This window comes from Legionella londiniensis (assembly GCF_001467825.1).
Classification (GTDB): Bacteria; Pseudomonadota; Gammaproteobacteria; order Legionellales; family Legionellaceae; genus Legionella_A; species Legionella_A londiniensis.
This window is the reverse complement of record NZ_LNYK01000033.1, coordinates 948-26661: the sequence shown is the minus strand read 5'-3', so window position 1 is coordinate 26661 and position 25714 is coordinate 948. Positions and strand designations below refer to the sequence as shown.

Sequence of the window (25714 nt, the reverse complement as noted above, 5' to 3'; positions counted from 1 at the left end):
TAGCTATTGGACTGGCTGGAAGCTGCCCAGGCTTGGTTGTAAATTACGGGCATTCTGCAGCAGCAGAATGGAATTGGTTAACAGCAAACGCTCATTTTGCTGGCGCGATAGATAAAGTTGATAATTAATTTCTGCAAGAAGTATCGCGATTTCTTTCTGGATGGTAGCGGGGGAGGCTTGATTGAGCTGGTTAACCCATTGCTTATCAGCAGCTGATTCCTCAGGGTTGTTTAAGCGCCATGTAGCCATGGTAAATTCACTCAGGGCTTGGCTTGTGTTGTTGGTTTGAGTTCCACCTACATTTTGCGGCATTCTTTTTGACAGCATATAATAGAGATTACTTAAACCTACAGAGGATTGGGCAGCAAAAACCCTTAAAGAGGTTAAATAATTGGTTAATGCCGCCTCTGCATTTTTTCGCGATACTTCATTGTCGGCATTTTTTGCCTGATCATAAAGTTTGTTATATTGTTCCAGTGTAGGCAAGGGAGGAGGGTTCACAATGCTTGCGGCATAACGGATAAAATTTGCTGCTGCCTGGGCCTGATTTTCAGCAACCAAGCCTTCTTTTTTTTGATCACCACCAATAGATTCCAGGGAATAGAGGTAGGGCCCAAGTAAAACATTGCTGTTTAACTGGGGCAGAACCTGCTCATTAAATTTATAGGAAAAAAATTCTGTGGGCTTTGGCAACTCCCCGCCAAGGACATTGGCCATGACTTTACTTTGATAAAGCAGCTTGCAATTCTCGTTCCAGGTTTTTCCTTCATAGTCCATGCAGTAAGTTTTATCGGGGGTGGACAGCATATTCAGGATAGCTTGAGTGACTGGATCCGGCTGATAAGTTTGCTGATCGATTAATGGCGTAACAGTGATTCCCCCCTGATCCCTGGCCTGGGCATTATAGGGTGGGGATTTAAAGGTATAGTTGGCGTAAATATTAAGGCTCTCATAAGCTTTTTTTGCTGAGGGGAATAATCTTGCTAAAGCTTCTGAAAAAGCATTAACCGGTTTTGCGCCAAGCAGGGTATTAAAAGCATAAAGTTGAGTCAACTGGATAAACGATGGGGATAACAGATTATCTTTTGGCGCTCTGCCCTCTTGCGTGATGTCATATCCAAGGTAACGGCCAAGATTTTTTAAATATTCAACCAGTTTTTTGAGATTTTCTGCGTCTGCTGTACCTGTACTGAGAGACGGTAATATCTTGATCTGGGATGAAGCAGGAAAAATAAAACTCCATAAAGTACACACCAAAATAATACGGAAAAATAACTTCATCATTCCTCCCCTTCAAGAGCACGTGATACTAATTTCAGGCGTTGTTCGGAGAAAACGCGGGAGAGCAGGCGCAACCGCTCAAATACGATGTTTCTTTTAAGAAAAAAACCGGCAGGATCATTAGGTGAAGCACTGGTCTCTTCAGCGTGGATGAGAACTTTTGATGCGCTGCCAGGGTGCGCCGTATCAATTGCCTGAAGGAGCCTCAGGCCTCGCCCGGATTTAATATTGCCCACCAAACGGATAAAATGATCTTCATGCCCCAAGATTCCAAGATCAATATTTTCAATGTCATCAAGTTCTTTGCCAAGCCTTGCGATGGCTTCTTCTAACTTTGGGTCGCCATCGAGAGTCCAGCCTTCCACGCTTTCCATAAAAGTAATGACGCGGTAAATCATTGGGTCCATATAATCATGCCAATACCTGGCTGAGGCTTCGTGACTGAGATCTGGCATATTTTTACTCTTTCTTTACCTTTTTCGCCCGTTTGTCAAATGTATTGTGTATGCTTTAACTATTATAATATAGTATGAAATGTAAAAGTCTATTGCTGAAAAGTGAAAAAATTATGAAAAGAAAGTTCGGCTCCCGAATAACCAATTTGTTAAAAAGAGTGCTTAACATAAAGGCATGGCTTGATTGGGACCGGTTGAAAAGATTTACGCGCTATCTGGGGCTTGGGTTTAAAAAACTGTTTATTATCCAGATTGAACCCGTACAGGAAAATTTTGAAGCAGCCAAGACAAGATTCAATCTCACAGAGAGCGACTTATTGCAAAGACAGAAGGCGCTATTCCGCTTAAGCTTGTTTATGATTGCTATCGCGCTTATGGTTTTTTCCTATGCAGTATATCAGCTTTATTTCGCAAATATTATTGCCTTTTTATTGAGCTTGGTCGTGTTATTCATCGCCCTGGTTCTTGCCTTTCGCTATCATTACTGGTACTACCTGATAAAAAAACGGAAACTTGGGTGCTCGCTGCATGAATGGTTCACCCAAGGTTTAATGGGCAATAAAGAATGAAAAAATATACCCTGGCGCTATTACTGAGTTTATTTCCAGTCCTTGCTGCAGCAGCGGAGAGCCCGCTTGGTTTTAAACCGCCTGCAGGGGATTATTCGGTTATTTTTCTAGGCAATATTTTCGGGGTGGTTGATGGCGTTCTTCACGGTACCGGCAGCCAAATCATGGGCAGCATGTTTACCGTTTTCAACGCGGCTGTATTGGCTTTGGGCGGCATCATCATCATGTATACCTTGCTGGTGTCAACCATGAATACAGCCCAGGAAGGCCAGTTTCTCGGACAAAAATGGTCTTCGTTATGGGTGCCTGTACGCACTACCTTCGGTTTGGCTTTGCTGATTCCCAAGGCTTCAGGCTATTGCTTGATGCAGATTTTTGTGATGTGGATCATCGTCCAGGGGATAGGGGCTGCAGATAAAGTTTGGAATGCGGCTTTATCCTATCTAAATCGTGGCGGGGTGATTATCCAGGAGCAGCCCAACCCGACCAAAGCGCTGACCAGTTCGCGTTCAGCAGGCATTGCAACCGGTGTGCAAACAATTCTGGCAGGCCAGGTCTGTATGCTCGGCATCCAGAAGCAGCTCGAAGCGCAGCGCGAGATCTACATGCGCCAAAAGCAGGATAAAATACCCAGTGCCTGTTATGAAAAACCGACCAAAGAAATGGAAGGAATCTGCAATGCGGCTGTTCCTAACTTTATCAACTCCGTTAATATCGTGTCCATTCAAAATGCAAATCCCAAGGCTGCTGAATTTTCTGTCGACATGCCCAATTTTACCAATCCGCCCTATTCCAAGTTGAACGGCATTTGCGGCACCATTAGATGGAGCGCGTTTTCCATGCCTGAAGACCGAATAAAAAGCATTGAAACCATTACCAGTAATGATATCCAGACTGCCAAAATGTCAAGAGCCATAGCGATCCAGCAGGTATATCTCGATATGGCGCTTGTCGCGCAAGTGATGGTTAATAATAATCCGAGCCTGAAACCCAAACGCACTGACGAACAGAAAAAAAATGATGTTTCAATTGTTGCCCAGGACCAGTTTGGCGTCCCTAAGACCATGGCAGGCAGAGTATGTGACGATAGCACAGTATCAGATTGCTATCTTTGGGGTTCTGTTCCCGGCTCAACAGCTCCTGTTTTATTCAACGGAACAGAATTCCAAGGTGCGATTGCGGATTATAACGGCATTATGTTACCCACCCTCAATCTGATTAGGCAATCTGAAAACATAGCAGGCGCCAATGCCAGCAGGCGATTTATCAAAGAAGCGACCAACCGTGGCTGGATTATGGCGGGAAGTTATTTTTTCAATCTGGTTAACTTGAATCAGGCTGCCCGTGCCCCTGATTTGATGGATGAAAAAACGGGGCTTGAAAAAAGCAGCTTCTCGCCTGGCAAGTTACTAGCGGCTTTTACAGAAGCTTCACCAGGCACATATAATTGCACCAGCACCTATCCTGATCTTTGTTACTGGCTCAACAAGGACCAAAACAAAGTAAGAGCGGTAGTCGGGTTAATCCAGGGCGGAATTGGCAATATATCCCTTGTGTCAGAACCGCAATTAAAAAATCTGAATCAGAATGTTGTGAAAGGCATCGAATCCTCAACCGTGTATGGTTTCACCACCAATTCGACCATTATCCGGGTTCCCGGACAGCCGGGAATAACGCCTCTGCGCTTTGCTGATATGATGAATGTCACTATGCCAAAAGTTCATCCCCTGCCGTACACAGATTTCCCTTGCGGGGAATTGAAAATTGCATTTTTTGCCATTTGCCTTGGCCAATTGCTCGGCAATATTTTTTATAATCTTATTCTTGTCAACTTGTACAATGCGTTTTTAGTCATTTTTCAACCGCTCTTTGATCAAGTCATCTTTAGCTTTTTGCTATTGCCCCTGCAAGGCATGTCATCCATTTTCAAAGGCGGCATGCAAATCCTTTCCGAGCCTGGAGTAAATCCCATTGTAGCTCTGGCCAACATGGGTACATACTATATTAACTTTGCAGCCGAGCTTTGGCAGCGTTTGATAGAATTATCCATTGCGGCGGCAATTTTGCCCCCACCTTTTGGGATAGTCATATTTGCATTTTTGGCTTTATCCCTGCCTGTGGTTTTGGCATGGCTCAGCATTATGGTGATGATCGGCTTTTTCACGGCCTATTATATCCCTGTGTTGCCTTATATGATCTTTACTTTTGGTTCGATAGCCTGGCTGATTGTGGTGATTGAAGCCATGGTGGCAGCTCCCATTGTCGCCCTGGGTGTCACGCACCCTGAGGGACATGAGGCTTTTGGTAAGGGTGAGCAGGCCATTATGATCCTGATGAATGTATTTTTGCGGCCATCCATGATGATCATAGGTTATATCTCGGGTATCGCTTTATCATATGTAGGTGTTTGGATACTGAATGCAGGGTTCGACACTGCCATAGGATTCATGCAGGGCAGCGAGGAATTTGGCACTAAGGATCCAAGAAGAGGGGCGGGTCTTTCTTCCGATGCGCAGTATATATTAAACAAGCTTTGGCCTAACAACCCGTTGCAAACGCAGGTTGGGGTTATTTCTGGCGGGTATGAGGGTTGGTCTGGAATATTTGCCTACTTTTTCTCTATCCTGATTTATACCATGATGTATCTCATCATCGTACAGCGGGCATTTACTCTGATTTCATATTTGCCGGACAGGGTATTACGCTGGATAGGAGGGCAGCCTGAAGGCATTGGCCAGGAAGCTGCCCAATGGGGTGAAGAAGCCAAGTCTAAATTGGGTGAAGCCGGTAAAGACACTCAAGCCGCGCGGGCTGCCGGCGATAAAGCCATCACTGGCTATGGGGTGAAGGGCGTGAACTGGGCTAAAGAAAAACTGGGTGGCGCCGGTGGCGGCCAAGTCCAGGCCCAAGGCAATACGCCGGAACAACTAGGAGGCAGCGAAGGCGAAGAGGAAGGCAGCAGCGGATCATCAACTCCGCCTCCTGGGGGCGGCGGAGGCGGCGGTGCTAGTGGCAGCGGCGGAGCTTCCGGCGGAAGTGGTGCTGGTGCTGGTGCGGCATAATTTCTTTGCCACTGCCAGGAATACGCTGCCTTCCTGGCTAATAAGCCTTTAGCAACTTCTTGCTTAGAGATATTCCTTGCTTCCTGCCACGATCAGCTTGTATTCCCGTTCGCTGATAATGCCTTCTTTATATTTTTCGTTGGCATCATGAATCATTAATTGGCCGCGTTCTCGGACCAACTTACGCGTCATGTTTGTTACTTCATTGGGATCGCCCTCTAGCAATATATCTCTTGTCTCTTCATCAAAAATAAGATATTCCCTGAGGGCAACTCTCTTCCCATCCACTGTGGGCACCAGTTTTTGCCAGATACAAAGGCGTATGGTTTCCAGAATATCAATTGTGCGTCCAACGCGCTCCTCGCCTGTAAAAGAAGTAACCAGACGCCGCATGGTTTCGGCCACACCCGATGTATGAAGAGTGGTGTAAACAGGATGGCCCGTCAGTGCTGCTTCTAGAGCAGCGCTGATGGTTTCGGCATCACGGCATTCCCCTACCATAATCAGGCGAGGCTTGCGCCGCAGGGCATTACGGACGCCAGCAGCAAAGGTTGGGATGTGGCGCGGAATCTCGGATTGGCTCACCACGGCAGAGACAGTTTCAATTTCGTCGTAAACGAACTCAATAGGGGATTCATAAGTTAGAACCTTGCGGTTTGAGTGCTCCTGCTCAATCAAATCTCGGATAATTGCTGCCAATAAAGTCGATTTGCCTGAGCCTGTAGCACCTGTAATAAATACAATTCCTTCTTGTGGCTCAATGGCTTCGCGAACATGATCGGGTAAGCCCATGCTATCAAGTTTTGGCGGAGTGGTTGGAATAGTACGCAAGGTAATCTGGATTGCATCATGGCCCTCTACCAGGCAGGCTGTGGCGTTCACCCGATATCGGTAGCGGACGCCGCGATTGGGACGAAACTCATAATGAGTATCGATGTCTTTGCCGGACAGCAATTGAGTTGTGGCATTAGGTCCATAAATCGAATTAATCAAATCACCCAGTTCGGTATTGGATAACCTGCGATTGGTTAACGTTAACAGCCGTCCATGTACTTCTGCATAGATGGGTTCTCCGGTTTGGATGGTAATATCTGAGGCATTCAATCTTTCCGCATGCTCAAGCATTCGATCCATAAACACCGGCGTAAAACGGGTTGGTTCATCGGGCATTAAATTAAGATGTTCATTATTCGTATTCAAAACGCTTCCTCATACTTAGCTTGATTTTTTGAGTTAATCTCTGCAGCCAAGAAAACGACTAAAAATCCGGAAGAATCAGTGAGCAGAGATTAAGGCATGGCAGGTTACTCCCGCTGCTAAAATCATCCCATTCCAGAAGTATAGTTAATTGTCGACACCCAAAAGTTTATGGCCTAATATGCTTAGCAGGCATTTCGATACAGCACAATATGCCATACACGAAATGCCGAGTTTTTGGCTAATCTGCAACAATTAAACAGTTAATTAACGGGAGCGATGACAGGCTGCCAGGCTTTACTCGTTATAGTAATTTTAGCCTTTTCTATCTGTTTTTCCATTTCGTTGAATTTTTCCAGCAGATTTTCATCTTTAGCAACAGCTGCGCGCCATTCTTTGCTGTTGACATTTAAAGCAGGCAATGCGGTTATCCTTAATACACGATCATCGATATGAAGTTCTTCGCCGTCACCTGTGACGCCCAATTCGGTATGAGAAACAAAAGGAGGAGAAATCATATTCATGGCCAGGAGCTTACGGTATAGAATCATGCCATTAAAGTCTTCTTTAATCCGGGCGACACTTTCTTCAAGAATGGTATTAGCCTGCGCTATACCATTTTTCCATCCCCGCTCAACACACTGCATCCAGATGAGCCGCTCTTCTTTGGTTTTAGGCAGCAAAGTCACGTTTGGATAATCAGGCTTTTTATAATCCATCCATAAATATTGCCGCCAGTTAGGGGGTGTGGTAACAAATCGCGCCTGCTTGGCGACCTTGTATGTGCGATCTGAGATGCGAATCGTTTGCGCATCGGCAAGATTGAGGATGTTTCGTCCTTCCAGCAGTACTGGCGGCAAGATATTGTGCGGCAAAATCAAGGTATTAAAATCAAAAATAGCGTCCAGTCTCCGTGCTTCCTTAACCAGTTCTTCATCGATAAACTTTGCCCTCCAGGCTAAACCTGCCTGCGCTCCCAAGCTTAAAGCCGTTTCTCTTAAAGCCATTTCACGGATTTTTCCCGTGCTCTGAGCAGCGCTGCGCGTAGCTGCTCCGGCATTCCCCATCGCTTGCAAACCCTCGAGAGAATCCGTGTTGCCGATAGGGCCTTGCCGGGAGGCGCAAGCGACCAGAAATGTAAACAAAATAACTGTTAATTTATGAGTAAAGTTTCGCATAACGCAATTCAATTATCTGGCTGTTAGAGTAAACATGGATATACGCCTTATTCCCTGCTTGGTAATCGATATTGCGCAAAATTTCAGCCAGGCTTTCATCCTGCACATTAAGGCTAACGAGAACTGGGATGGCAGGAGCTTTGCCAAGTACGCGCAAACGATAGTGAGCTGCCTTAGCAATTCTTAAGGCAAGCTCTTCAATAGGACCTGACCAATCCACTGATGCCCTGGCCTGGAGATTATACGCGCTCGGTATGGTTAAGATATTATCTTTTTTGGGGGGAGTAATGATTTTTTCGACACGAACCATTTCCAGCATGGAATCGCTGACTGAGCTTGCTGCTTCGGCAAGTTTTATGGTGGCGTCATCACTGGGTTCATTGTGAGGAGGTTTTTTAAAGGTCGCAGTGCCGCACGCGGTTAAACAAGCACAAAGTATGAAAAGCAAAATAAGCTTACAATTCATTTGCATACTTTAATTTAAAAGGATTTTATTGATTGAAACAGGAGGCTTGCCGGTTGTCAAGCAGATTGTCGAGAACAGCAGATTGTTTTTCGTCCAGGGCAAAATCATGCTTTGAGCATGTCATGCAACATTCGTGTTGTATATTTTTTTATATAACGCATAAACCACGTGCCCCGCTTTTTTCAGCTTCAGCTGTTGCCAGTATTGTTCATTGACGGTAATTTCTTGCTCGCTTTCCATATAGAGCAAACCTTCAGGCAGCAATATCTGCGATTTCTCCAAGGCAGCCAAACATTGGGGCAAGTATCCTTTCGCAAAGGGCGGATCAAGGAAAATAATGTTAAATGTTTTCCCGGCTTTTTGAAAATAGCTCAACGCATTGGCCTTAAAAACAGACAAGCGGTTTTCATCAAAAGACGTGATATTTTTTTTGAGATTACTCCATGCCCTGGGTTCTGCTTCCAGAAAAACGACTTCTTCCGCTCCTCGAGAATAGGCTTCCAAACCCAAAGCTCCGCTTCCTGCAAAAGCATCGAGGCAATGCGCCCCTGCTATATCGTGCATAAGCCAGTTGAATAAAGTCTCGCGCACCCGGTCGGGAGTAGGGCGAAGCCCTTCAATGGCAGGAAAGTGTATTTTTTTTCCTTTATACTTTCCGCCAATAATTCTTACGGTTTGTTTCACTTTTTTCCCACAGTGACTTGCAGCAATTTATCAGGATGAAGTTTTTGCTGAAAGGCGTTTTTGATTTCTTCAAGCGTGACTGTATCAATTCGCGCAGTATATTGAGCCAGATAATCATCCGGTAATTGGTAGAAAGCAATTTTAAGCAGCATATCTGCAATATTACGGTTACTTGCCAAAGACAGGGGAAAACTTCCTGTTAAATACTGTTTGGCCGCAGTCAGCTCTGCCTGTGTGGGGCCAGTTTTAACAAAGGACGTTAAGGTGTCTCTTGTGACCTCAATTGCTTCTGCCGTTTGCTCTCTTCGGGTAGATAAGCCAATGACAAATGGTCCATCTCCTGGCATGGGTACAAATTGGCTGCTTACGCCATAGGTTAGCCCTCTTTTTTCTCGCAGTTCTTCAGACAGGCGTGAAACAAGCGAGCCTCCGCCGAGAATGTAATTTCCGACCAGCAAGGGGAAATATTGCGGGTCATGGTGATCAATCCCTAACTGGCCCAGGCGGATGATGGTTTGTGAAGAGGGAAATGGTACCTCTATGTTCATTTCTTCATCTAATGGCTGTGGTTTTTTAATCGGAGCCGCAGGTTCTCCCTGGGGGAGTTTCTTGCTTAATTGCTCGGCTATTTTATGCGCTTTTTCTTCGCTAATGGCGCCTGCCAAGACAATAACAGCATTGCGAGCGGTAAAATATTGTCTGTAAAATTGCCTTATGTCTTCAACTTCAAGCGAGGAAACATGTTCAGCATCGCCATTGACAGGATGGGCATAAGGGTGATTCCCATAAAGGACTTTAAAGAAAGTTTGATTGGCGATTTCATCGGGAGACTCCTCGGCCTGCCGAATTGCCATCAATTGTTGATTTTTTTCAATAACAAACGCCTGTTTGGGAAAATCAGGCTGATTAATGATAAGAGCAAAAGTAGCAAGCGCTTTCTCCAAAGCAGGCGGTTCAGTTAAAGAACGCAGGCTCAGGGCAACCATGTCGCGATTACTGTCACTGCTAAATTGCGCGCCGGTATCAGCCAGTTTTTCAGCAATAGCATTGGCATCAAAGCCGCCATTGCCTTGATTAAGCATGCTGGCGGTTAAGGCGCTTAATCCATGCTGTTCCCCGTCGTATGCGGAACCTGCTTTGAAGGCCACAATGATGTCCAGCATCGGTACTTCATGCGCTTCATAAAATACCACACGCGCCCCTTTGGAAGTTTGCCAGTGTTTCAGGGAAATATTATCTTGTGCAAAGGAAGTAGATAGAACAAAAAACAGACAAAGCAAGACGCTCATTCTGCCTGAGGTTGCCGGTTTTTTTACAGCTTGCTTTTTGATCTTGCAACATTTTAAAAAGCGAGGGTAAAAAATTTCTATCTTTGGGTAGAAAGGATATGTAAAAAAGCGTCTCATTTTGGTCTCTCAGAAAATCAATGTGATTTCTTGGTTATATTATTCGGAAACAAGCGCGCTATTGTCAGCGAATCTTCATTAAAATACCGCCTGGCAGTTTTTTGCACCTGCTCCGGCGTAATGCTATTAATCCGGTCGGTATATTGTTCTGCTGCCTCCCAGCCTAAGCCAATGGTTTCCAGCAGGCCCAATTCCATCGCCTGGCCAAAAATAGAGTCTCTCTCAAATGTTTTTTGCGCGATGATTTGGTTTTTTACCCGTTGCAATTCCTCAGAGGATACAGGTTCATTGGTTAAGCGTTTTAATTCTTTTAATATGCCTTGCTTCAGATCAGTAAGCGTATGGCGCTGGCTGGGTATGCCAAAGATGATGAATTGTGTCTGATATCTTGTGTAAAGATTGTAAAAAATATCGACTGTACTGGCTATTTGCTGCTCACGGACCAGATGCTTGCTGAAGCGGCTACTTTCGCCTGCATCAAGGATGCCTGCAATAATTTCGAGGGCATAAGGCTCATACTGGCGGCTAGGATCTGCTGTTTTTACTGATGGTACGGCATGGCCAAGCATTATCATGGGAACTTGCGCGGGGGCATGCACATCCACCGTTTTTTGACCAAGGGCAGGCGGTTCCTTCTGGGATTTTCTTGGTTTTTGCGGAAATGGCTTGATGTTGCCAAAGTATTGCTTTGCAAGCTCATGCACTTTATCTGGTTTGATGTCGCCTACAACCACCAGGGTTGCATTATTCGGTGCATAATAGCGTTGATACCATGCTTTAACATCACTGATTTTCATATGCTCAAGATCGGACATCCAACCAATAACCGGGTGCTGGTAAGGGACAGCGAGATGGGCTGTAGCCAGAAAGCGCTCAAACGTTAACGCCTGCGGATTATCATCGGTTCGCATGCGCCGCTCTTCCTGGATGACCTTGATTTCCCGATTAAATTCATTTTCATCAAGAAGCAGGTTTTGCATGCGATCCGCCTCAAGCTTAAAACTTGTTGCCAATTGAGAAGCGGCCAATTTTTCAAAATAAGCGGTATAATCATGGCTGGTAAACGCATTTTCCTGGCCGCCTAAAGCCGCAATGGTTTTTGAAAAAACGCCTTGGGGATACTGCCTTGTGCCTTTAAACATTAAATGCTCCAGGGCATGGGAAATTCCTGTAATACCGCCTGGCTCGTCAGCTGAGCCCACATCATACCAAATCATGGATACAACTACAGGGGCACGGTGGTCTTCCTGGATAATGACTTTGAGCCCATTATCCAGGGTGAACTGGACAGGTTTGGCAAAAACTTGATTAAAAAACAGGGTTAACAATATCATCCACAACATGCGCATCACAGACCCCTCTTCCGCAAAGAACATAGAATTTCATATTTTAATTATTTTGTATACCTTATAGGGCTAAAGATATGGTATTTTGAACAGATGCATTGTTTAGTTTGATTGGGGTAATGATTGATGATTAAGTGGTTCAAGCGCAATCAGGAGTCAGAAAAGGATAAGCTTGTATCAGACTCGCCGCAAATATCTCCTGATGCGCCCACTGTACCGCCAGAAACAGATGAGGGTGTTTCTTCCAAAGCTTCGAGGCCTGGTTTTCTGGCTCGTTTCAAGCAAAGCTTAAGTAAAACGCGACATCAATTAGGCGATGGCATTTCCAGGTTATTGCTCGGCAAAAAAGAAATTGACGCAACCCTGCTTGAGGAGCTTGAAACTTTATTGCTTGGGGCGGATGTAGGCGTTGATACGACCAAGAAAATTATTGATCAATTAAGCGAAGGCCTTTTAAGAAAGCAGCTATCGGATGGCGAGGCTGTGTATGCGGCGCTGAAAACTCACCTGCAAGCCATTTTAAACGCATCAGCAGCCCCGCCCTTGACCCTTGAAACCAGGGATAACAACCCCTTTGTCATTTTAATGATTGGGGTAAATGGCGCGGGGAAAACAACAACAATTGGCAAGCTTGCCAAACAATACCAGCAAATGGGTAAAAAAGTCATGTTGGCAGCTGGCGATACATTCAGGGCTGCGGCAATTGAACAATTGCAAACCTGGGGGGAGCGCAATGGTATATCTGTGATCGCGCAGCATAAAGGTGCTGACAGCGCTTCAGTCATTTTTGATGCCTTAATGGCTGCCAAAGCCCGCGGCATGGATATTTTAATTGCTGACACTGCAGGGCGCTTGCATACGCAACAAAACTTAATGGATGAGTTGAAAAAAGTGAAGCGGGTGTTGCAAAAAATTGACCCGGAAGCTCCGCATGAAACGATGCTGGTTCTCGATGCAAGCATTGGACAAAACGCTTTAAATCAAGCCAGACAGTTTCATGAAGCCATAGGCGTAACAGGGATTGCCATGACCAAACTTGATGGCAGCGCAAAAGGGGGGATTTTATTTGCCATAGCCGATGAATTGAAGATACCATTTCGTTTTATTGGAATTGGTGAAGGGCTTGATGATTTGCGCCCTTTTAGTGCCGAACAATTTGTTAACACGATTTTCGATAATGATAGAATTTAAACAGGTTAGCAAACGGTATCCCGGTGGGCATGAAGCCTTGCGTGAGATCAATTTTTCTCTGGGCAAGGGGGAAATGGCCTTTTTGACTGGCCACTCAGGCGCCGGCAAGAGTACGCTTTTAAAACTTATTGCCATGCTCGAATTGCCTTCGAGCGGCCAAATCATTGTGAATGGCTGGCATTTGAGCCAGTTAAAAAAAAAGGAAATTGCCCGTTACCGCTCAACACTTGGCATCACGTTTCAGTCACCCCATCTCTTACATGATCGAACTATATTTGATAATGTCGCCTTACCCTTGCAAATTCAAGGATATTCGCCTCAGATGATTGCCAAAAGAGTTCATGCCGCATTGGATATGGTTGGTTTATTGGCTAAAGAAAATGCCCTGCCGCTTCATCTTTCTGGCGGAGAGCAGCAACGGGTGGGCATCGCGCGATCGGTTGTTCATAAACCGCTGCTTCTTCTGGCTGATGAGCCGACTGGCAATCTCGATCCCGGACTTTCAGCAGAAGTGATGCAGCTTTTTGAGCAATTTAATCAGGCAGGCGTTGCGGTTTTGATTGCTACTCACGACTTGGCGCTGATTGCCGGAATGAAACACCGTATCCTGATGCTTAGGGAGGGGCGAATATGTTAAAAGCAGCATACGGATATATTTCTTTCCATGTGCAGGCCGCAGCCCAGAGCGTAAATGCGTTGCGTCAGAGGCCTCTGGCGTCGTTAATGACTGTAGTGGTCATTGCAGTCTCTTTGACATTGCCAGCTTTATTTTGGATTTTGACCAGTAATTTCGAGCGTCTGCTTGGCAACTGGAGGCAAGGCGGCCAGGTTACGCTTTATTTAAAGCCATCCATATCGACCGCCGTGCAAGCCCATGTCTTGGATAACATTCGAAAGATGGAAGAAGTGGGCGAAGCAACGCTTAAAACACCCGAGCAGGGATTGGCAGAGCTGCAGACACAAGAGGGTATGGATGAGATTTTGCGCTATCTCCCGGAAAACCCTCTGCCTGCTGTGATAGAAGTAACGCCGGCATTGAAGGTAAATGATCCTGCACAAATTAAGCAATTTTATAACCGCCTAAAGACAATCCCTGAAGTTGAGCAGGCAAAACTTGATATGCAATGGGTTGACCGGCTGCACACCATTTTGAATTTTGCAAACAAGGCGACTCATTCTTTAATGCTACTGCTTGCTGTTGCTGTGATTTTGATTATCAGCAATACGCTTCGCCTCACAGTACAAAACCGCAGTGAAGAAATCCAGATCCTGAAATTAATAGGCGCAACCGACCCGTTTATTACCAGGCCTTTTTTATATGCCGGCATTTGGTATGCTGTGAGCGGCGCTTTTTTGGCCATAAGCTTTGTCAATATATTTTTGCTGAGTTTAAGCCCATCGGTAAGACAATTGGCTTCCGCGTATCAAATGTCCTATCCTTTGCAAGGCATGACCCTTGGCCAGGCTTTTGTTTTTTTGATGTTCTCTGTTTTATTAGGATGGGTTGGCGCGAACATATCTGTTCGCAGGCAGCTTGCTTCTATCGAACCCTATAATTGAGGTATAATCCAGTTGGTAAATAATATGGTATACTCATATTGATTTAGCCAATGTGCCATGATCTGTCAGAATTGATTCTTATTGTTAGAGTTAACCCCATGGTTTTGCAAGAGGTATAAAATGAGTCTGCAATTGCAACTTTCTTCCATGAATTTACCCATAGGCAGCCTTGAGGCATATATTCAAAGGGTCAATCAAATTCCGATGCTCTCTGCAGAGGAAGAATTTGAATGTGCCCGGCGTTTTCATGATGAAGGCGACCTGGAAAGCGCCCGCCGCCTGGTATTGGCTCATTTACGCTATGTGGTTCGTGTGGCGCGCGGCTATTTGGGTTATGGCCTGCCGCTTGGCGATCTCATTCAAGAAGGCAATATCGGGTTAATGAAAGCGGTTAAACGCTTCGACCCCAGCCTGGGAGTGCGCCTTGTTTCTTTTGCCATCCATTGGATCCGGGCGGAAATTCATGAATTTGTCTTGCAGAACTGGCGTATTGTGAAGGTAGCCACCACCAAAGCCCAGCGCAAGTTGTTTTTTAACATGCGCCAGATGAAAAAGCGACTTGGCTGGTTTAATGCCGAAGAAGTCGATGCTGTGGCTCAGGACTTGGGCGTCTCCCGAGAAGATGTATTAATCATGGAAGAGCGTTTAAATGCCATGGATGCTTCTTATGACGCCTCAGACATGGAGGACGATGAGCAAGGATATAAGGCAGTTCCTGCCCGTTTTTTACACGATGTGAACAGCGATCCTGCCCATTTAATCGAGCAAGAGGACAGCAGTGCTCAAAGTCAGGAAAAATTACATCTTGCCTTGATGAAGCTGGATGAGCGAAGCCAGGATATCCTGCAGCAGCGTTGGCTTGTCAATGATAAAGCAATGACCTTGCATGCCCTGGCTGAAAAATATGGCGTATCCGCGGAGCGGGTGCGGCAGTTAGAAAAAAATGCCATGAAAAAATTACGCCAGTATATGGAAGAGCTGGCATAAAAGCTTTCCTTTAAAGGAGGCTTTTGTGCTTAATCGTCACGGTCACTAAACCAGGGATGGGGTGTTTTGCGGGGCTTTTCCTCGCCTGATGTGCTGTTATTGCCTTTCCGGTTGCGCTTCAGCTCTTTTGTAAGGCTCTGACTTTCTTTTTCCTGAAATTTTTTAAAAAAGCTTAATAGCTCGTCTTCATTATTTTGCGCAGGAGGGTTTTTGGTTGCCATTGTTTTATTAGTTTTATTATCAGATGTTTTTCTTTGAGTGGTGCGGGATTTTGATGTCAATGAAACCTGTTTTGCTTCAAACCTGCCGCTTCCTTCTTCAAGATCCCCAAGAAGGGGATCTTCTGGTTCGATATTTGCCGAATCGTTCTTGCTTTCGGCATCATCGATTACAACAAGCGGTTCGGGATTGGGAATAATCGAGCGAATATCCTTTCTCTGTACTCCAGGAACAAATGCGTTCTTCATCTTCTCGTGGCTATTGTTCAAAGAGTCATGGCCGCTTTGAGTTTGTTGCGGTTTATGGACGGCTGACACTTTCTGCTCATCTTTAACAGCGATTCCAGGCTTATTTGAAAAAAAATCCTTGATAATACTGCCAAGAGCGCTGAGCAGCGCGAAAAAGCCGATGTTTGAAGATATTTTATTTTCAGGGGATTGGCTGGCAGAGGTTTCCGGATTATCTGTGTTTGGATTGTCTTTGGATCTTGGGTTAAAGTAGCTTTTTATTTGCAACATGGTTTCAGCATCCCTGGTAAATTGCATGCCGCGATCTTTTAATAATAGCAATACATCGAGATTTGTCCTGAGTACGCCAAGCGGGGTTATCGAGATTGAGTTAAGCAATGAGTCTCGTTCGTGGTTCCCATGCTGACTCAAAAATGAATTTAATTGTTCGTACTGATTTTCTTTAATCCAGCTGAGAATGTCTTGATTGGCACCGCTTATATTTTTTACCATGATAGATCAATAAATAGACTTTATGGTATTAATTATACCATAAAGTTTAAAGTTTTATTTTTTACTGATGCGCGCCACCGTCAGGCAGCAAAACCATTTGCTGTCTTTAGAGAATAGATGCCGATTAAAGCATCCTATTCCGATACTTAGAGATTAGGCCTTCCTCGTCTTTTGACTCCTGTTGCAGGAGCTTTTGGATTTTTTCTGGATTTTGCGTATTTTTGAGTTCTTTAAAGAAAGTCGCATAAGCGTTCAACGACTGGGATCTGCTTAAGCCATTGAGCAAAAGTTCGCGGTTGAGCAAGATATGCATATCGTGTGCCTGCCGTGCGTCTAATGGCAGGAGGAAAGTTAAAATATTCAGAAGAATATCTTGATTCAAGCCATTCCCGGCTAGTTGTTTTAAGGCAATGAGCAGATAAAGCTCAGAAAAGCGGTGTTTATCCATCCTGACGAGGATTTGATCTCGATCATAACCTTTTTTACTCAAGCTCTCCATGAGAAAGAGATTTTTAATCCCGCTCGAGGATTTTTTATCATCTATTTCTTGATAAAGTTTGTCTATTGTTTCCTTGAGGCTGGGGAATTTCCGTAGATAGCTTGCAATAATGCTGTGATAGCCGTTTTCGATATAGCTTTTAAGATGGGGCACCAGTATTTCTTGATAAAGTCTATTTACCGTTTCTTTGAGTTCTGGAGATTTATGCAGATAGTCGGCAATAATGCTGTAATGACCGCCTTCGACATAGCCTCTCAGAATGAATGCAATCGTTCCTTGATTAAGATTAAGATAAAACTGCACCTTTTCGTGCTCTCCCTTAAGCGCATAAGTTCTGGCAATAAAACCAATGGAGTCGGGATAAAGTTTCCGAAATTCTTCAACCTTCTCATGATATCCCCCCAGGGCATAACCGCATGCAATAATTGCGCCATTAGCATTAAAGCGCTTGCGATAATCCTTTACCTTGTCATGAAACCCGCCTTCGGCGTATCCGCAGGCGATCCAATCCTTACTGGCTCCTTGTTTGCGGTATAGCTCTACCATTTCATGGTTGCCAGCCTTGGCATAACCTCGGGCAATATGGTCAGCTCTAGCTCTATGCTTAAATAACAGTTTCACCGCCTTATGATTGCCCTGAAAAGCATGCTCTGCAGCAGCCGTCCAGAAAAATGAGTGGGGCTTGATGGAATCGATTGGCTGCAGCTTCTCGCTCAAATAATCAACATCGAGTTTCCTGATAAAGCGTGAATTCTGATTTAAAGCAGCCTGATAAACTTGTTCAAATGAGTACATTTTTGCAATCTAAAAACATAAAATGGATTTCATTTTATCATAAAGATCAAAAAATGTCTAAATACGAGACAGCAAAATATTTTTGGTTTCTGAATCTAAAAAAGCAGCATTAATCGCCATTTCAGTAATTCCTTTCATGGTTTCATCGCTGAAATTAAACGTTTGCTGTACTTTGTTATATTCCTCGCCAATGGCGGTAGAGACAAAGGGCGGGTCATCGGTGTTGATACTGATTTTGATGCCATATTCCAGAAACCTGGGCAGCGGATGTTCATTCAAAGAGCTGAATAAACCAAAATTGACATTGCTGGTGGGCGAAAGCTCAAGGGCAATATTCCGTTCTTTAAGAAGTGCCATGGTTTCTGTTGAATGAATTGCTTGGACGCCGTGACCGATACGCTTTATGGGTAAATACTCTATGGCTTCAACCATTTTATCCGCGCCGGCAAATTCGCCGGCATGAACGGTGCACTGCAATCCTGCATCAGACGCAATCTGATAAGCCTTTTTAAACAGTTTAGGCGGAAATTTGACTTCATCGCCACCAAGCCCGAAGCCCGTAGCGCAAGGCACAGACATTCTGGCTGCATCGGCGGCCACCCGTTCCGCACTTTCCGCGCCAAAATGGCGAACTGCGGTAATAATAATGCGGCCGATGATGCCAAACTGGCGCTCTGCATCCTCAACGGCTTGCTGGATGGCATGCAAATGTTCAATGGAGGGAATGCCGCTTGCTTTTTCTGCATGATCCGGCGAATACATCATTTCTACATAAATCCCACCATCTTTAGCGCTATTTTTTAAATAATCGAAGGTGATGTCGTAATAATCCTGCGGTTTTTTAATTAAATCGGCGACAATATCATAGACCTGTAAAAAATGCAGGAAATCACGAGACAGGTAACTTCTGCCATCCTGGGCAATCAGGTTTTCAGGAATGGATAACTGGTTTCGCTTGGCTAAAGTACGCGCAAGTGATGGGCTGATGGTGCCTTCTAAATGAACATGTAGTTCCGCTTTTTTTATTGGCATTTTGTATTCCTTTATACAGATTTATGGCAAGCTGACTGAAAACCCGGTAAAATTACCATTAATAGTTTTGATTTTCTATAGAACAGGATTAGAAATAACATGAATAGCCAGGATATTGATAAGGACTATATCAGCCCTTATGATAGGTTTTTATTTGAATTTGATGCAACTCATGAAAAAACAGCCTCACAAATTAAGGAAATAAAAAAACATCAGCGGATTTTTGAATTGCGGGATAATCCCGATGCCGAAGCAGATTCTGGGGTCATTTGGAAAGAGTTCTAAAGCTTTATCCATGACCTATAGGGAATGGCTGCCGGGGGTTCGAGCTGCCAGTAGGACGACGACCGCCAGTAACCTTACCGAGTTCTGTGATATCTACAACCTGTTTTTTTTCTTTTGTCAAAAATATAGGCAAAACTGTTGCTGGCAAGGATTGAGCCTCATGCTTATTTGCCACAAGTTTTACCGTGATGTCTTTTTTTAAGATAACTCCCGCAGCCTTCAGTGCTGCTTCAGGTTTTTTTGCAAAGGCTTGCCAGTCCACTTGATTTAAGCGTTTTAAAAATAAATTTTCAGGCATATCGGTATATAAAGTCAGGTCTATTTTGGAAGTCATGGCTACTCATTGCGGGCTAACTTAATTATAAGTATAGCAGAATGAAAGCGGCCTTCGGCAGAAAGCCTTAGCCTAAAAAGGCATGCAGTATTTTATAAGACAGGATAGTCAATAGGGATGCCGCAGGCAGAGTCAGTATCCAGGAAGTAAAAATATTACGGATAACCAGTAAGTTTAAGGCGCCAATACCGCGGGCCAGACCCACGCCTAATACTGCGCCTACCAGGGTTTGTGTCGCAGAAACGGGTATTCCGATGCTGGTTGCTACAACGACCGTAGTAGCAGCGGCCAGAGTTGCAGCAAAGGCACGGCTTGGGGTTAAGGCTGTAATGGCGCTGCCCACGGTTTCTATCACTTTTTTGCCATACATCAAAAGCCCTGTGATCACCCCAACACAGCCCAATAAAATAATCCAGGCCGGATAACTGGTTGCGGAAAAAGCCTCTGGGGAATGCATAACCAAACTGTGAACAATGGTTAATGGGCCGACTGCCAGAGCAACATCGTTTGAACCATGGGCAAAGACCATGGCACAGGCTGTTAATGCCATGAGAACTGCAAAATATTTTTCCACCTGAAAAAAACGCTCGCGCCGCCTTAAATTAGGGCGTTCTGGAATACGCTTTAAAAAGAACATGCCAACCAAGGTCAAGGTAATGCTGGTGGCAAGCGTGACTGCAATATCCTGTTTGAAATTCAAGTGAATATCAAAATGATTCAAACCTTTAAAAACAGTGATAAATGATAGAACAGAACCGACAAGAAACAAGTAAGCAGGGATGTAAAGCTTTGCTTTGGCGAGGGGGTCGCTCTTTACGAAAATAGCCTGCTGAATGGTGACAAACAAAGCATAAGCGGTGGTTCCGGATATGAGGGGGGATGTCACCCATCCAATGGCAATATGTGTAACCTGATTCCAATGGATGGCATCACTGCCCAGGACAATGCTGCCAAAACCCACCATGGAGCCTACCAGGGCATTGGTGATGGATACAGGCACGCCAAGATAGCTTGCTAAATTCATCCAGACAGTGCAAGCAAAAAGGACGCCAAGCATCCCTTCAATGAGTATCAGCGGTTGCTCAGCAAGTTCGCTCGTATTGATAATGCCGTCCCGCATCGTTTCTGTGACATCTGTACCGCCAAGAAATGCTCCGGCAAACTCAAAAACCACAGCAATGAGCATCGCCTGCCGGACGGTTATGGCCTTTGAACCCATGGCGGTACTCATGACATTGGCCAAATCATTGGCGCCAACACCCCAGGTCATTAAAAAACAAAGGAAAACAGCTAGAATGACATATAGAATTGAGAAATCCATAAGAAAGCTTACCGGGCAATGAGAATTTGTAGCCGACCGCCCGCAATTTGAGCGTGATCAGCCAAGTCGCCAATCCATTGAACCAGTTTATAAAGGAAAATGATCTCGATTGCAGGCAAATCCTTTTCCAGCTCAAAAATACGATGTCTGATTTCAGCGAGCTTATCGTCGCTGTCATGCTCGATTTTATCAAGGGTCATGATCATTTCTTCCACAATTTTTACTTCGCTGCCGCGAAAGCCGCTTTCAAGCAGCTCATCAAGTTCATTAATCGCTTTACAGGCTTGTTTGGCAGCATCAAGACAGCAACTTAAGAACGGCATAAACAAACCGGTAAGAGGTTCGGGAATGATCATGCGGCGACTTGTAATGAGGCCTGCGATATCTTCTGCCTTATTGGCAATCCGGTCTTGGGCGCTTAACAATTCCAGCAAATCAGTGCGTGATACTGGAAGAAATAAGCCGGTGGGCAGATGCAGGCGCAGATCACGCTTGATGAGGTCTGCTTCCTTTTCCAGGGCGATGATTTTTTCTTTCAAGTTATCCGCTGTTTTCCAGTCCTGCTTGAGGGCTGCTTCAAAAAAAGGATAAAGCTGTTTGGCGCATTGATAGGTTTTACGCATATGCTGTTCAATCGGCCTGATAGGCGAGGGGCCGAACATGTTGAATATGCTACCCATAATCCACAATACCTGATTTAAAAATGAAACGATTATACAGAAAAATTTAAAAAAAGAATATTGACTTGACAAATTAACCTGATACTTGAGAATTGTTTTTTATTGGTTTGCTTTATTTTGGACTTCTTTGATGACCAGGCTGATTAAAAAATACAAGAACCGCAGGCTTTACGATATGGACAATAGTCAGTACATTACTTTGGAAGATTTAAAGCAATATGTTTTAAAAGGATATGATTTCCGGGTAGAAGATTCAACAACGGGAAATGATATTACAAATGCCATTTTACTGCAGATTTTGGTGGAGACGCAGGCGGCTCCTACCCAATTTCTTTCATCAACGCTTCTTAGGCAATTAATTAATCTTGCCCATCACCCCATGCAGCAAACAGTAGACCGCCTTTTGCAGGATACCATTGGATTTATAGAAAAACAGATGCGGATCAATCCCTATTGGCATGATTACCAAAAGGCCAGTGATGAATGGGCCAAGCAATCCAGTCAGTTTCTTGCAAAATGGCAGGAATTGTTTAAAGGATAGGCTTATGGATCTTGGTGCTTCCCCTACTACAGATTTTCTGAAACGATATTGACATTCAGCACAAGTTTTTCTAATATCTTTATTGTGCACTGCAACATAATGGAGAATATAATGAATCAGGAATATTTTGAACGTTTATCTGATATCGCTAAAAAAGCCCAGGAGCCATTTCAGGAATTTGCAGAATTGAATGTGAAAACCTTGCAAAGCATTTCCTATCTGAATCCTGACGAGCTGACCAAAATCAAGAAACCTGAAGAATTGCTTGAAAAACAAGTTGAGCTCGCCGTTGCCAATGGGCGCAAGGCTTTGGAATACTTTCATAAGTCATTTCAAATTTTTGAAAAAGCCATGCTTTCTTTTGTACAGGAATCAAAAGCTTCCATAAAAGAAACAGCTAAAAAAGCTTCTTGAGGCTAGGAAATCTCGACAGCTGCGTCTGCCACGGCAGCCTGTGGCAGGCAAGCTCCTTCTTCTTTCTTGCTTGCCATGTTTTTCCCTTTCTTTGCAGCTTGTGCTTTTGTATTCAGAAAGACGTAGTCTCCTGGCGCATCCGCAATCGGCTGATAAGGTAATTGTTTGAAACTGGTTGCGGAACGAAAGCCGCCAGAGTGATTTTTCAACCATTTCACCCAATAAGGCCACCAGGAGCCAGTGCTATGCTTTGCTGTTTTCAGCCATTCGGCGGCATTTGCTCTAGGTTCTCGGTTAACATAATAACCGTATTTTTCTCCTCCCGGGGGAATCACAATGCCGGCGATATGCCCTGAACCGCCTAACAAAAATTCTTTATCGCCTCCATAGTATTGAAACCCCTTAAATACAGTCTCCCAGGGCGCAATATGATCTTTAATGGTTGCCACAAAAAAAGCAGGAACCTCTATTCTGCTGATATCAATTGGCGTGTTGTTGATAACAATTTTATTGGATTTGATCAAATCATTATGCAAATACATCCAGCGGAGATATTGTGAATGCATTTTTGCCGGCATATTTGTGGAGTCGGCGTTCCAGTAAAGAATATCAAAAGGAACAGGGGGTTTGCCGCTTAGGTAATTTCTAATGAAGAAAGACCAGATTAAATCACTGGCTCTTAAAGAATTAAAAGCGCTTGCCATGAAATGGCCATCAAGATAACCGTCGAGATTCATTTTCTCTTCAAGCCGCGCAATTTGCTCCTCATCTATGAATACCGATATATCGCCTGGATCGCTAAAATCAAGCAATGTTGCAAGAAAGGTGGCAGAACGTATTGAATGGTTATCCTGGGTTTTAAAATAGGCAAGCAAAAGCGCAAGCAGGGTTCCGCCAATACAAAATCCCAAGGTATTGACTTGCTCGATTTGCAATTGCTTTTTGATGATATCAATGGCGGCAATCGGTCCTTCATTCAGGTAATCTTCAATTCCCTTGCCGGCGTAAGAGGCGTCGGGGTTTACCCAGGAGATCATAAATACGGTGATGCCCTGGGTAGTAAGCCATCGTACAAATGAGTTGTGGGGACTTAAGTCCAAAATATAGTATTTGTTTATCCATGGCGGAATAATCAATAAGGGAACCGCTTTGACTGTTTCAGTCATTGGGGCATATTGAATCAATTCCATGAGCTCATTTTTAAAAATGACTTTCCCGGGCGTGACAGCCAAATTACTGCCTACTTTGAAAGCGTCTGGATCAGTCATTTTCATGATAAGGCGCGCGGAGCCTGCCTCGATATCGCCGAGAAAATTGTTTAACCCGCGTAATAGATTTTTGCCATGGGTTTGGATAGTTTCTGCAATCAATTGCGGGTTGGTATGCAAAAAATTATCTGGGGAGAGCGCGTCCAGATACTGGCGGGCAAGAAATCGCACTCTTCTGGCTACATGGGCTTCGCCATAATCCAATTGCTCAAGCAAGGACTGCATGTGTTCTGAAGCCAGCAGATACTGCTGGGTTAAGAGATTAAAAAAAGGATTTTGTACCCATTCCTCGCTGTTAAAGCGCCTGTCGTTAATCGGCATGGATTTGCCTAACAGCCAGTGCCTGAATTGCTCTTCCAGAAGTCCCATTGCATCCTGCCAATATGCAAATTGCGCCTTGACTATCTTGTCCGGGTTTTTAAACAGCGCGATGAATAAGTTCTGAAAATCTTTAAAAATTTCTCCTCCTTTCTCCAGCAACATCGGTAATTGTCCCGGTTGCTGCTTGTAGCTTGCCATCAGGCGCAATCCCTTTTCCGCAATTGACTGCATGATTTCGCTTAATTCTTTATCCTGTTCCATCCCAACTCCTGGAAACTTAAACCTAAAATGATATGTTGATATTCCGTATCTGATAAGGAAAATTTGTTGCCTTGTTATTTTCTGTTTTTTTAGGCTAAATTATCAAGTATGACCCGGTTTAAATCATTGAACCAATGCAACTTAAAAAATACATGCTTTTACTGATAATCCTCGGCGTGGTTTTTATAGCCATCGGTTATTATTTTTGGGAATCTTTTCTTTATGTCCATTACCTCGGCGGCTTTGATGCCTATGGTTTACCTGTGCAGTTATCCTATCCCGGGTTTTCATTCTTTTTTTATTCCTGGCCTTTGTGGGGGTTTCCGCTACTGTTGGCGCTCATGATTGGTGTTTTTTTATACTTGCATTTAAAAATTAAAGACTTTGAAGCAATCCAGGAAATAAAAGCGAAGCTTGAGGCCCAGAAAAATGAAATGGAAAGTTTGAGTTTAATGCACAAAGCCAGAAAAAACGAAATGGATGTGCGCTTAAAAAATAAATATGAACAATTGCAAAATGAATTTACCAGTTTGCAGTCAGAGTATCAGCGAAGCCTGGATTTTATCGAAAAACTGCTTGAGCAAATGGCAGATGGTGAAAAAAAAGAAAAATAGAAACAGGAAAAATGGATTCATTGACAAGAAACCAGGGCGTGCAAATATTGATAACAGATGGTTGATTGAAGTTAGCGATACCAAAGAAGGCGAGAAGGATACTGCACGAGTCAGGTCTAATTTTAATATCCTTCCTTGAAGTGCGCTGTATCTGATTTTGTGTTACTTGAAATAGTTCGCAAAACTCTGTGCTCCTCTCGATATTCTCCGAAAGATTAATCGTTAAGCAATTTGCATCATTTGATTATTTATTGATCAAAATAAAATCTTTATAGTAAAATATATTGTTCAGTAAAAGATTTAAGGCATTTCTAATGCAAAGCAATCATTATGATTCCGATCAACCTAACCGAAACATAGGCCCAATCGAAAAATTTTTGAGCATACTGCTTGCATCAACTATTACAATCATTTCAAGCGTTATTCGTCTGCTTTTAGGCTTCGTAGCATATGTAACTTTCGGGACTTTAAATATTCTTCGCAATATGACTGGTGCCATTTTAGGGGCTGGTGTTGAGCTTATTCATCTTTGCCGAAAAGGCATGGGTTATATGACAGCGACAGCCATGGTTGTGCTGAATGGCTTAAGAAAAATCATCGGATTTACTACAGCTTTACTGGCTGTTGGATTTAACGGATTGCGACGAGTCTTGGGATTTACTACGGCCGTACTGGCTTTGGGACTTAATGGGTTACGACAAGCCGCAGGGGTTATGACAGCGGCAATCGCTGTGGGACTCAATGGATTGCGACGAGCCGCAGGGGCTATGACAGCGGCATTAGCTGTAGGACTCAATGGAGTACGACAAGCCGCAGGGGTTATGACAGCGGCATTAGCTGTAGGACTCAATGGATTGCGACGAGCCGCAGGGGTTATGACAGCGGCATTAGCTGTAGGACTCAATGGATTGCGACGAGCCGCAGGCTTTGCTGCAGCGGCATTAGCTGTAGGATTCAATGGATTGCGACAAGCTGCGGGCTCTGCTGCAGCGGTATTAGCTTTAGGAT

The 25714-nt window shown here is 44.2% G+C and carries 26 protein-coding genes; 11 read left to right on the top strand and 15 right to left on the bottom strand.

The features are described from left to right. Nucleotides 1–3 precede the first annotated feature (3 nt). Entirely contained in the window at nt 4–1281 is a 1278-nt protein-coding gene (gene icmX / locus Llon_RS09485) for a type IVB secretion system protein IcmX (protein WP_058529825.1), read from the bottom strand. Further along, nucleotides 1281–1736, bottom strand: a complete 456-nt coding sequence (icmW, locus tag Llon_RS09480; protein WP_058529824.1) for a type IVB secretion system protein IcmW — start codon at nt 1734–1736, stop codon at nt 1281–1283. Before icmW ends, icmX begins: the two co-directional genes overlap by 1 nt. Nucleotides 1737–1810: 74 nt before the next feature. Between icmW and icmV the strand changes: the two genes are divergently transcribed. Both icmV and dotA read left to right on the top strand, forming a co-directional pair. Beyond that, nucleotides 1811–2305 (top strand): type IVB secretion system protein IcmV, encoded by a 495-nt coding sequence (gene icmV / locus Llon_RS09475; RefSeq protein WP_337589092.1) that lies wholly within the window; start codon nt 1811–1813, stop codon nt 2303–2305. Further along, entirely contained in the window at nt 2302–5367 is a 3066-nt protein-coding gene (gene dotA / locus Llon_RS09470; protein ID WP_058529823.1) for a type IVB secretion system protein DotA, read from the top strand. Before icmV ends, dotA begins: the two co-directional genes overlap by 4 nt. 63 nt (nt 5368–5430) lie before the next feature. Here dotA and dotB read toward each other — a convergent pair whose 3' ends face one another. The 6 genes from dotB to Llon_RS09440 form a co-directional block, all read right to left on the bottom strand. Further along, nucleotides 5431–6537 (bottom strand): Dot/Icm type IV secretion system ATPase DotB, encoded by a 1107-nt coding sequence (gene dotB / locus Llon_RS09465; protein ID WP_058530069.1) that lies wholly within the window; start codon nt 6535–6537, stop codon nt 5431–5433. Nucleotides 6538–6827: 290 nt separating this feature from the next. Beyond that, the gene (locus Llon_RS09460) at nt 6828–7742 is read right to left on the bottom strand and encodes a type IV secretion system DotC family protein (RefSeq protein ID WP_058529822.1); all 915 of its coding nucleotides are present in this window, start codon (nt 7740–7742) and stop codon (nt 6828–6830) included. Further along, nucleotides 7723–8208: a type IVB secretion system lipoprotein DotD gene (gene dotD / locus Llon_RS09455; RefSeq protein ID WP_058530068.1), complete on the bottom strand. Its 486-nt coding sequence runs from the start codon at nt 8206–8208 to the stop codon at nt 7723–7725. Before dotD ends, Llon_RS09460 begins: the two co-directional genes overlap by 20 nt. Nucleotides 8209–8328: 120 nt before the next feature. Further along, on the bottom strand, nt 8329–8892 hold the full coding sequence (gene rsmD, locus Llon_RS09450; protein WP_058529821.1) for a 16S rRNA (guanine(966)-N(2))-methyltransferase RsmD: 564 nt from the start codon (nt 8890–8892) through the stop codon (nt 8329–8331). Further along, a complete protein-coding gene (locus Llon_RS09445; protein WP_058530067.1) occupies nt 8889–10181 on the bottom strand; it encodes a M16 family metallopeptidase in 1293 nt (430 codons plus the stop codon). The genes rsmD and Llon_RS09445 overlap by 4 nt, the downstream gene beginning before the upstream one ends. A gap of 134 nt (nt 10182–10315) precedes the next feature. Beyond that, nucleotides 10316–11647, bottom strand: a complete 1332-nt coding sequence (locus tag Llon_RS09440; RefSeq protein WP_058530066.1) for a M16 family metallopeptidase — start codon at nt 11645–11647, stop codon at nt 10316–10318. Between the two features lie 123 nt (nt 11648–11770). Here Llon_RS09440 and ftsY point away from each other — a divergent pair, with 123 nt between their 5' ends. From ftsY to rpoH, 4 genes are all read left to right on the top strand, one after another. Next, a complete protein-coding gene (gene ftsY, locus Llon_RS09435; RefSeq protein WP_058529820.1) occupies nt 11771–12835 on the top strand; it encodes a signal recognition particle-docking protein FtsY in 1065 nt (354 codons plus the stop codon). Beyond that, nucleotides 12822–13472 (top strand): cell division ATP-binding protein FtsE, encoded by a 651-nt coding sequence (gene ftsE / locus Llon_RS09430; RefSeq protein WP_058529819.1) that lies wholly within the window; start codon nt 12822–12824, stop codon nt 13470–13472. Before ftsY ends, ftsE begins: the two co-directional genes overlap by 14 nt. Next, a complete protein-coding gene (gene ftsX, locus Llon_RS09425) occupies nt 13466–14395 on the top strand; it encodes a permease-like cell division protein FtsX (RefSeq protein WP_058529818.1) in 930 nt (309 codons plus the stop codon). Before ftsE ends, ftsX begins: the two co-directional genes overlap by 7 nt. Before the next feature lie 120 nt (nt 14396–14515). After that, nucleotides 14516–15382 carry an RNA polymerase sigma factor RpoH gene (gene rpoH / locus Llon_RS09420; RefSeq protein ID WP_058529817.1) on the top strand — a complete coding sequence of 289 codons (867 nt, stop codon included), beginning with the start codon at nt 14516–14518 and terminating at the stop codon, nt 15380–15382. Nucleotides 15383–15411: 29 nt separating this feature from the next. On the opposite strand, the gene Llon_RS09415 is transcribed toward rpoH, so the two are convergent. The 3 genes from Llon_RS09415 to Llon_RS09405 all read right to left on the bottom strand — a co-directional run bounded on the left by Llon_RS09415 (nt 15412) and on the right by Llon_RS09405 (nt 18667). Continuing rightward, on the bottom strand, nt 15412–16341 hold the full coding sequence (locus Llon_RS09415) for a hypothetical protein (RefSeq protein ID WP_058529816.1): 930 nt from the start codon (nt 16339–16341) through the stop codon (nt 15412–15414). A gap of 124 nt (nt 16342–16465) precedes the next feature. Then, entirely contained in the window at nt 16466–17635 is a 1170-nt protein-coding gene (locus Llon_RS09410) for a hypothetical protein (RefSeq protein WP_058529815.1), read from the bottom strand. A gap of 57 nt (nt 17636–17692) precedes the next feature. After that, nucleotides 17693–18667: an adenosine deaminase gene (locus tag Llon_RS09405; RefSeq protein ID WP_058529814.1), complete on the bottom strand. Its 975-nt coding sequence runs from the start codon at nt 18665–18667 to the stop codon at nt 17693–17695. A gap of 99 nt (nt 18668–18766) precedes the next feature. Between Llon_RS09405 and Llon_RS09400 the strand changes: the two genes are divergently transcribed. After that, on the top strand, nt 18767–18952 hold the full coding sequence (locus Llon_RS09400) for a CBU_0585 family protein (RefSeq protein ID WP_058529813.1): 186 nt from the start codon (nt 18767–18769) through the stop codon (nt 18950–18952). A 4-nt stretch (nt 18953–18956) separates the two neighbouring features. Here the strand turns inward: Llon_RS09400 and Llon_RS09395 are convergent, their stop codons facing one another. From Llon_RS09395 to Llon_RS09385, 3 genes are all read right to left on the bottom strand, one after another. After that, the gene (locus Llon_RS09395; RefSeq protein WP_058529812.1) at nt 18957–19286 is read right to left on the bottom strand and encodes a hypothetical protein; all 330 of its coding nucleotides are present in this window, start codon (nt 19284–19286) and stop codon (nt 18957–18959) included. 67 nt (nt 19287–19353) lie between these two features. Further along, entirely contained in the window at nt 19354–20607 is a 1254-nt protein-coding gene (locus tag Llon_RS09390; protein WP_058529811.1) for an inorganic phosphate transporter, read from the bottom strand. An 8-nt stretch (nt 20608–20615) separates the two neighbouring features. Next, nucleotides 20616–21287: a TIGR00153 family protein gene (locus Llon_RS09385; RefSeq protein ID WP_058529810.1), complete on the bottom strand. Its 672-nt coding sequence runs from the start codon at nt 21285–21287 to the stop codon at nt 20616–20618. Nucleotides 21288–21417: 130 nt separating this feature from the next. Between Llon_RS09385 and Llon_RS09380 the strand changes: the two genes are divergently transcribed. Continuing rightward, nucleotides 21418–21828 carry a polyhydroxyalkanoate synthesis regulator DNA-binding domain-containing protein gene (locus tag Llon_RS09380; protein WP_058529809.1) on the top strand — a complete coding sequence of 137 codons (411 nt, stop codon included), beginning with the start codon at nt 21418–21420 and terminating at the stop codon, nt 21826–21828. Nucleotides 21829–21939: 111 nt separating this feature from the next. Next, nucleotides 21940–22242: a phasin family protein gene (locus tag Llon_RS09375; protein ID WP_058529808.1), complete on the top strand. Its 303-nt coding sequence runs from the start codon at nt 21940–21942 to the stop codon at nt 22240–22242. Between the two features lie 2 nt (nt 22243–22244). On the opposite strand, the gene Llon_RS09370 is transcribed toward Llon_RS09375, so the two are convergent. Further along, the gene (locus Llon_RS09370) at nt 22245–24092 is read right to left on the bottom strand and encodes a PHA/PHB synthase family protein (RefSeq protein WP_065238314.1); all 1848 of its coding nucleotides are present in this window, start codon (nt 24090–24092) and stop codon (nt 22245–22247) included. A 134-nt stretch (nt 24093–24226) separates the two neighbouring features. Here Llon_RS09370 and Llon_RS09365 point away from each other — a divergent pair, with 134 nt between their 5' ends. Beyond that, complete coding sequence (locus tag Llon_RS09365; RefSeq protein ID WP_058529807.1) at nt 24227–24706, top strand: flagellar type III secretion system protein FlhB; 480 nt, start codon at nt 24227–24229, stop codon at nt 24704–24706. Nucleotides 24707–25020: 314 nt separating this feature from the next. Next, the coding region (locus tag Llon_RS11640) for a hypothetical protein (RefSeq protein WP_193391630.1) at nt 25021–25714 on the top strand (694 nt) is incomplete at its 3' end.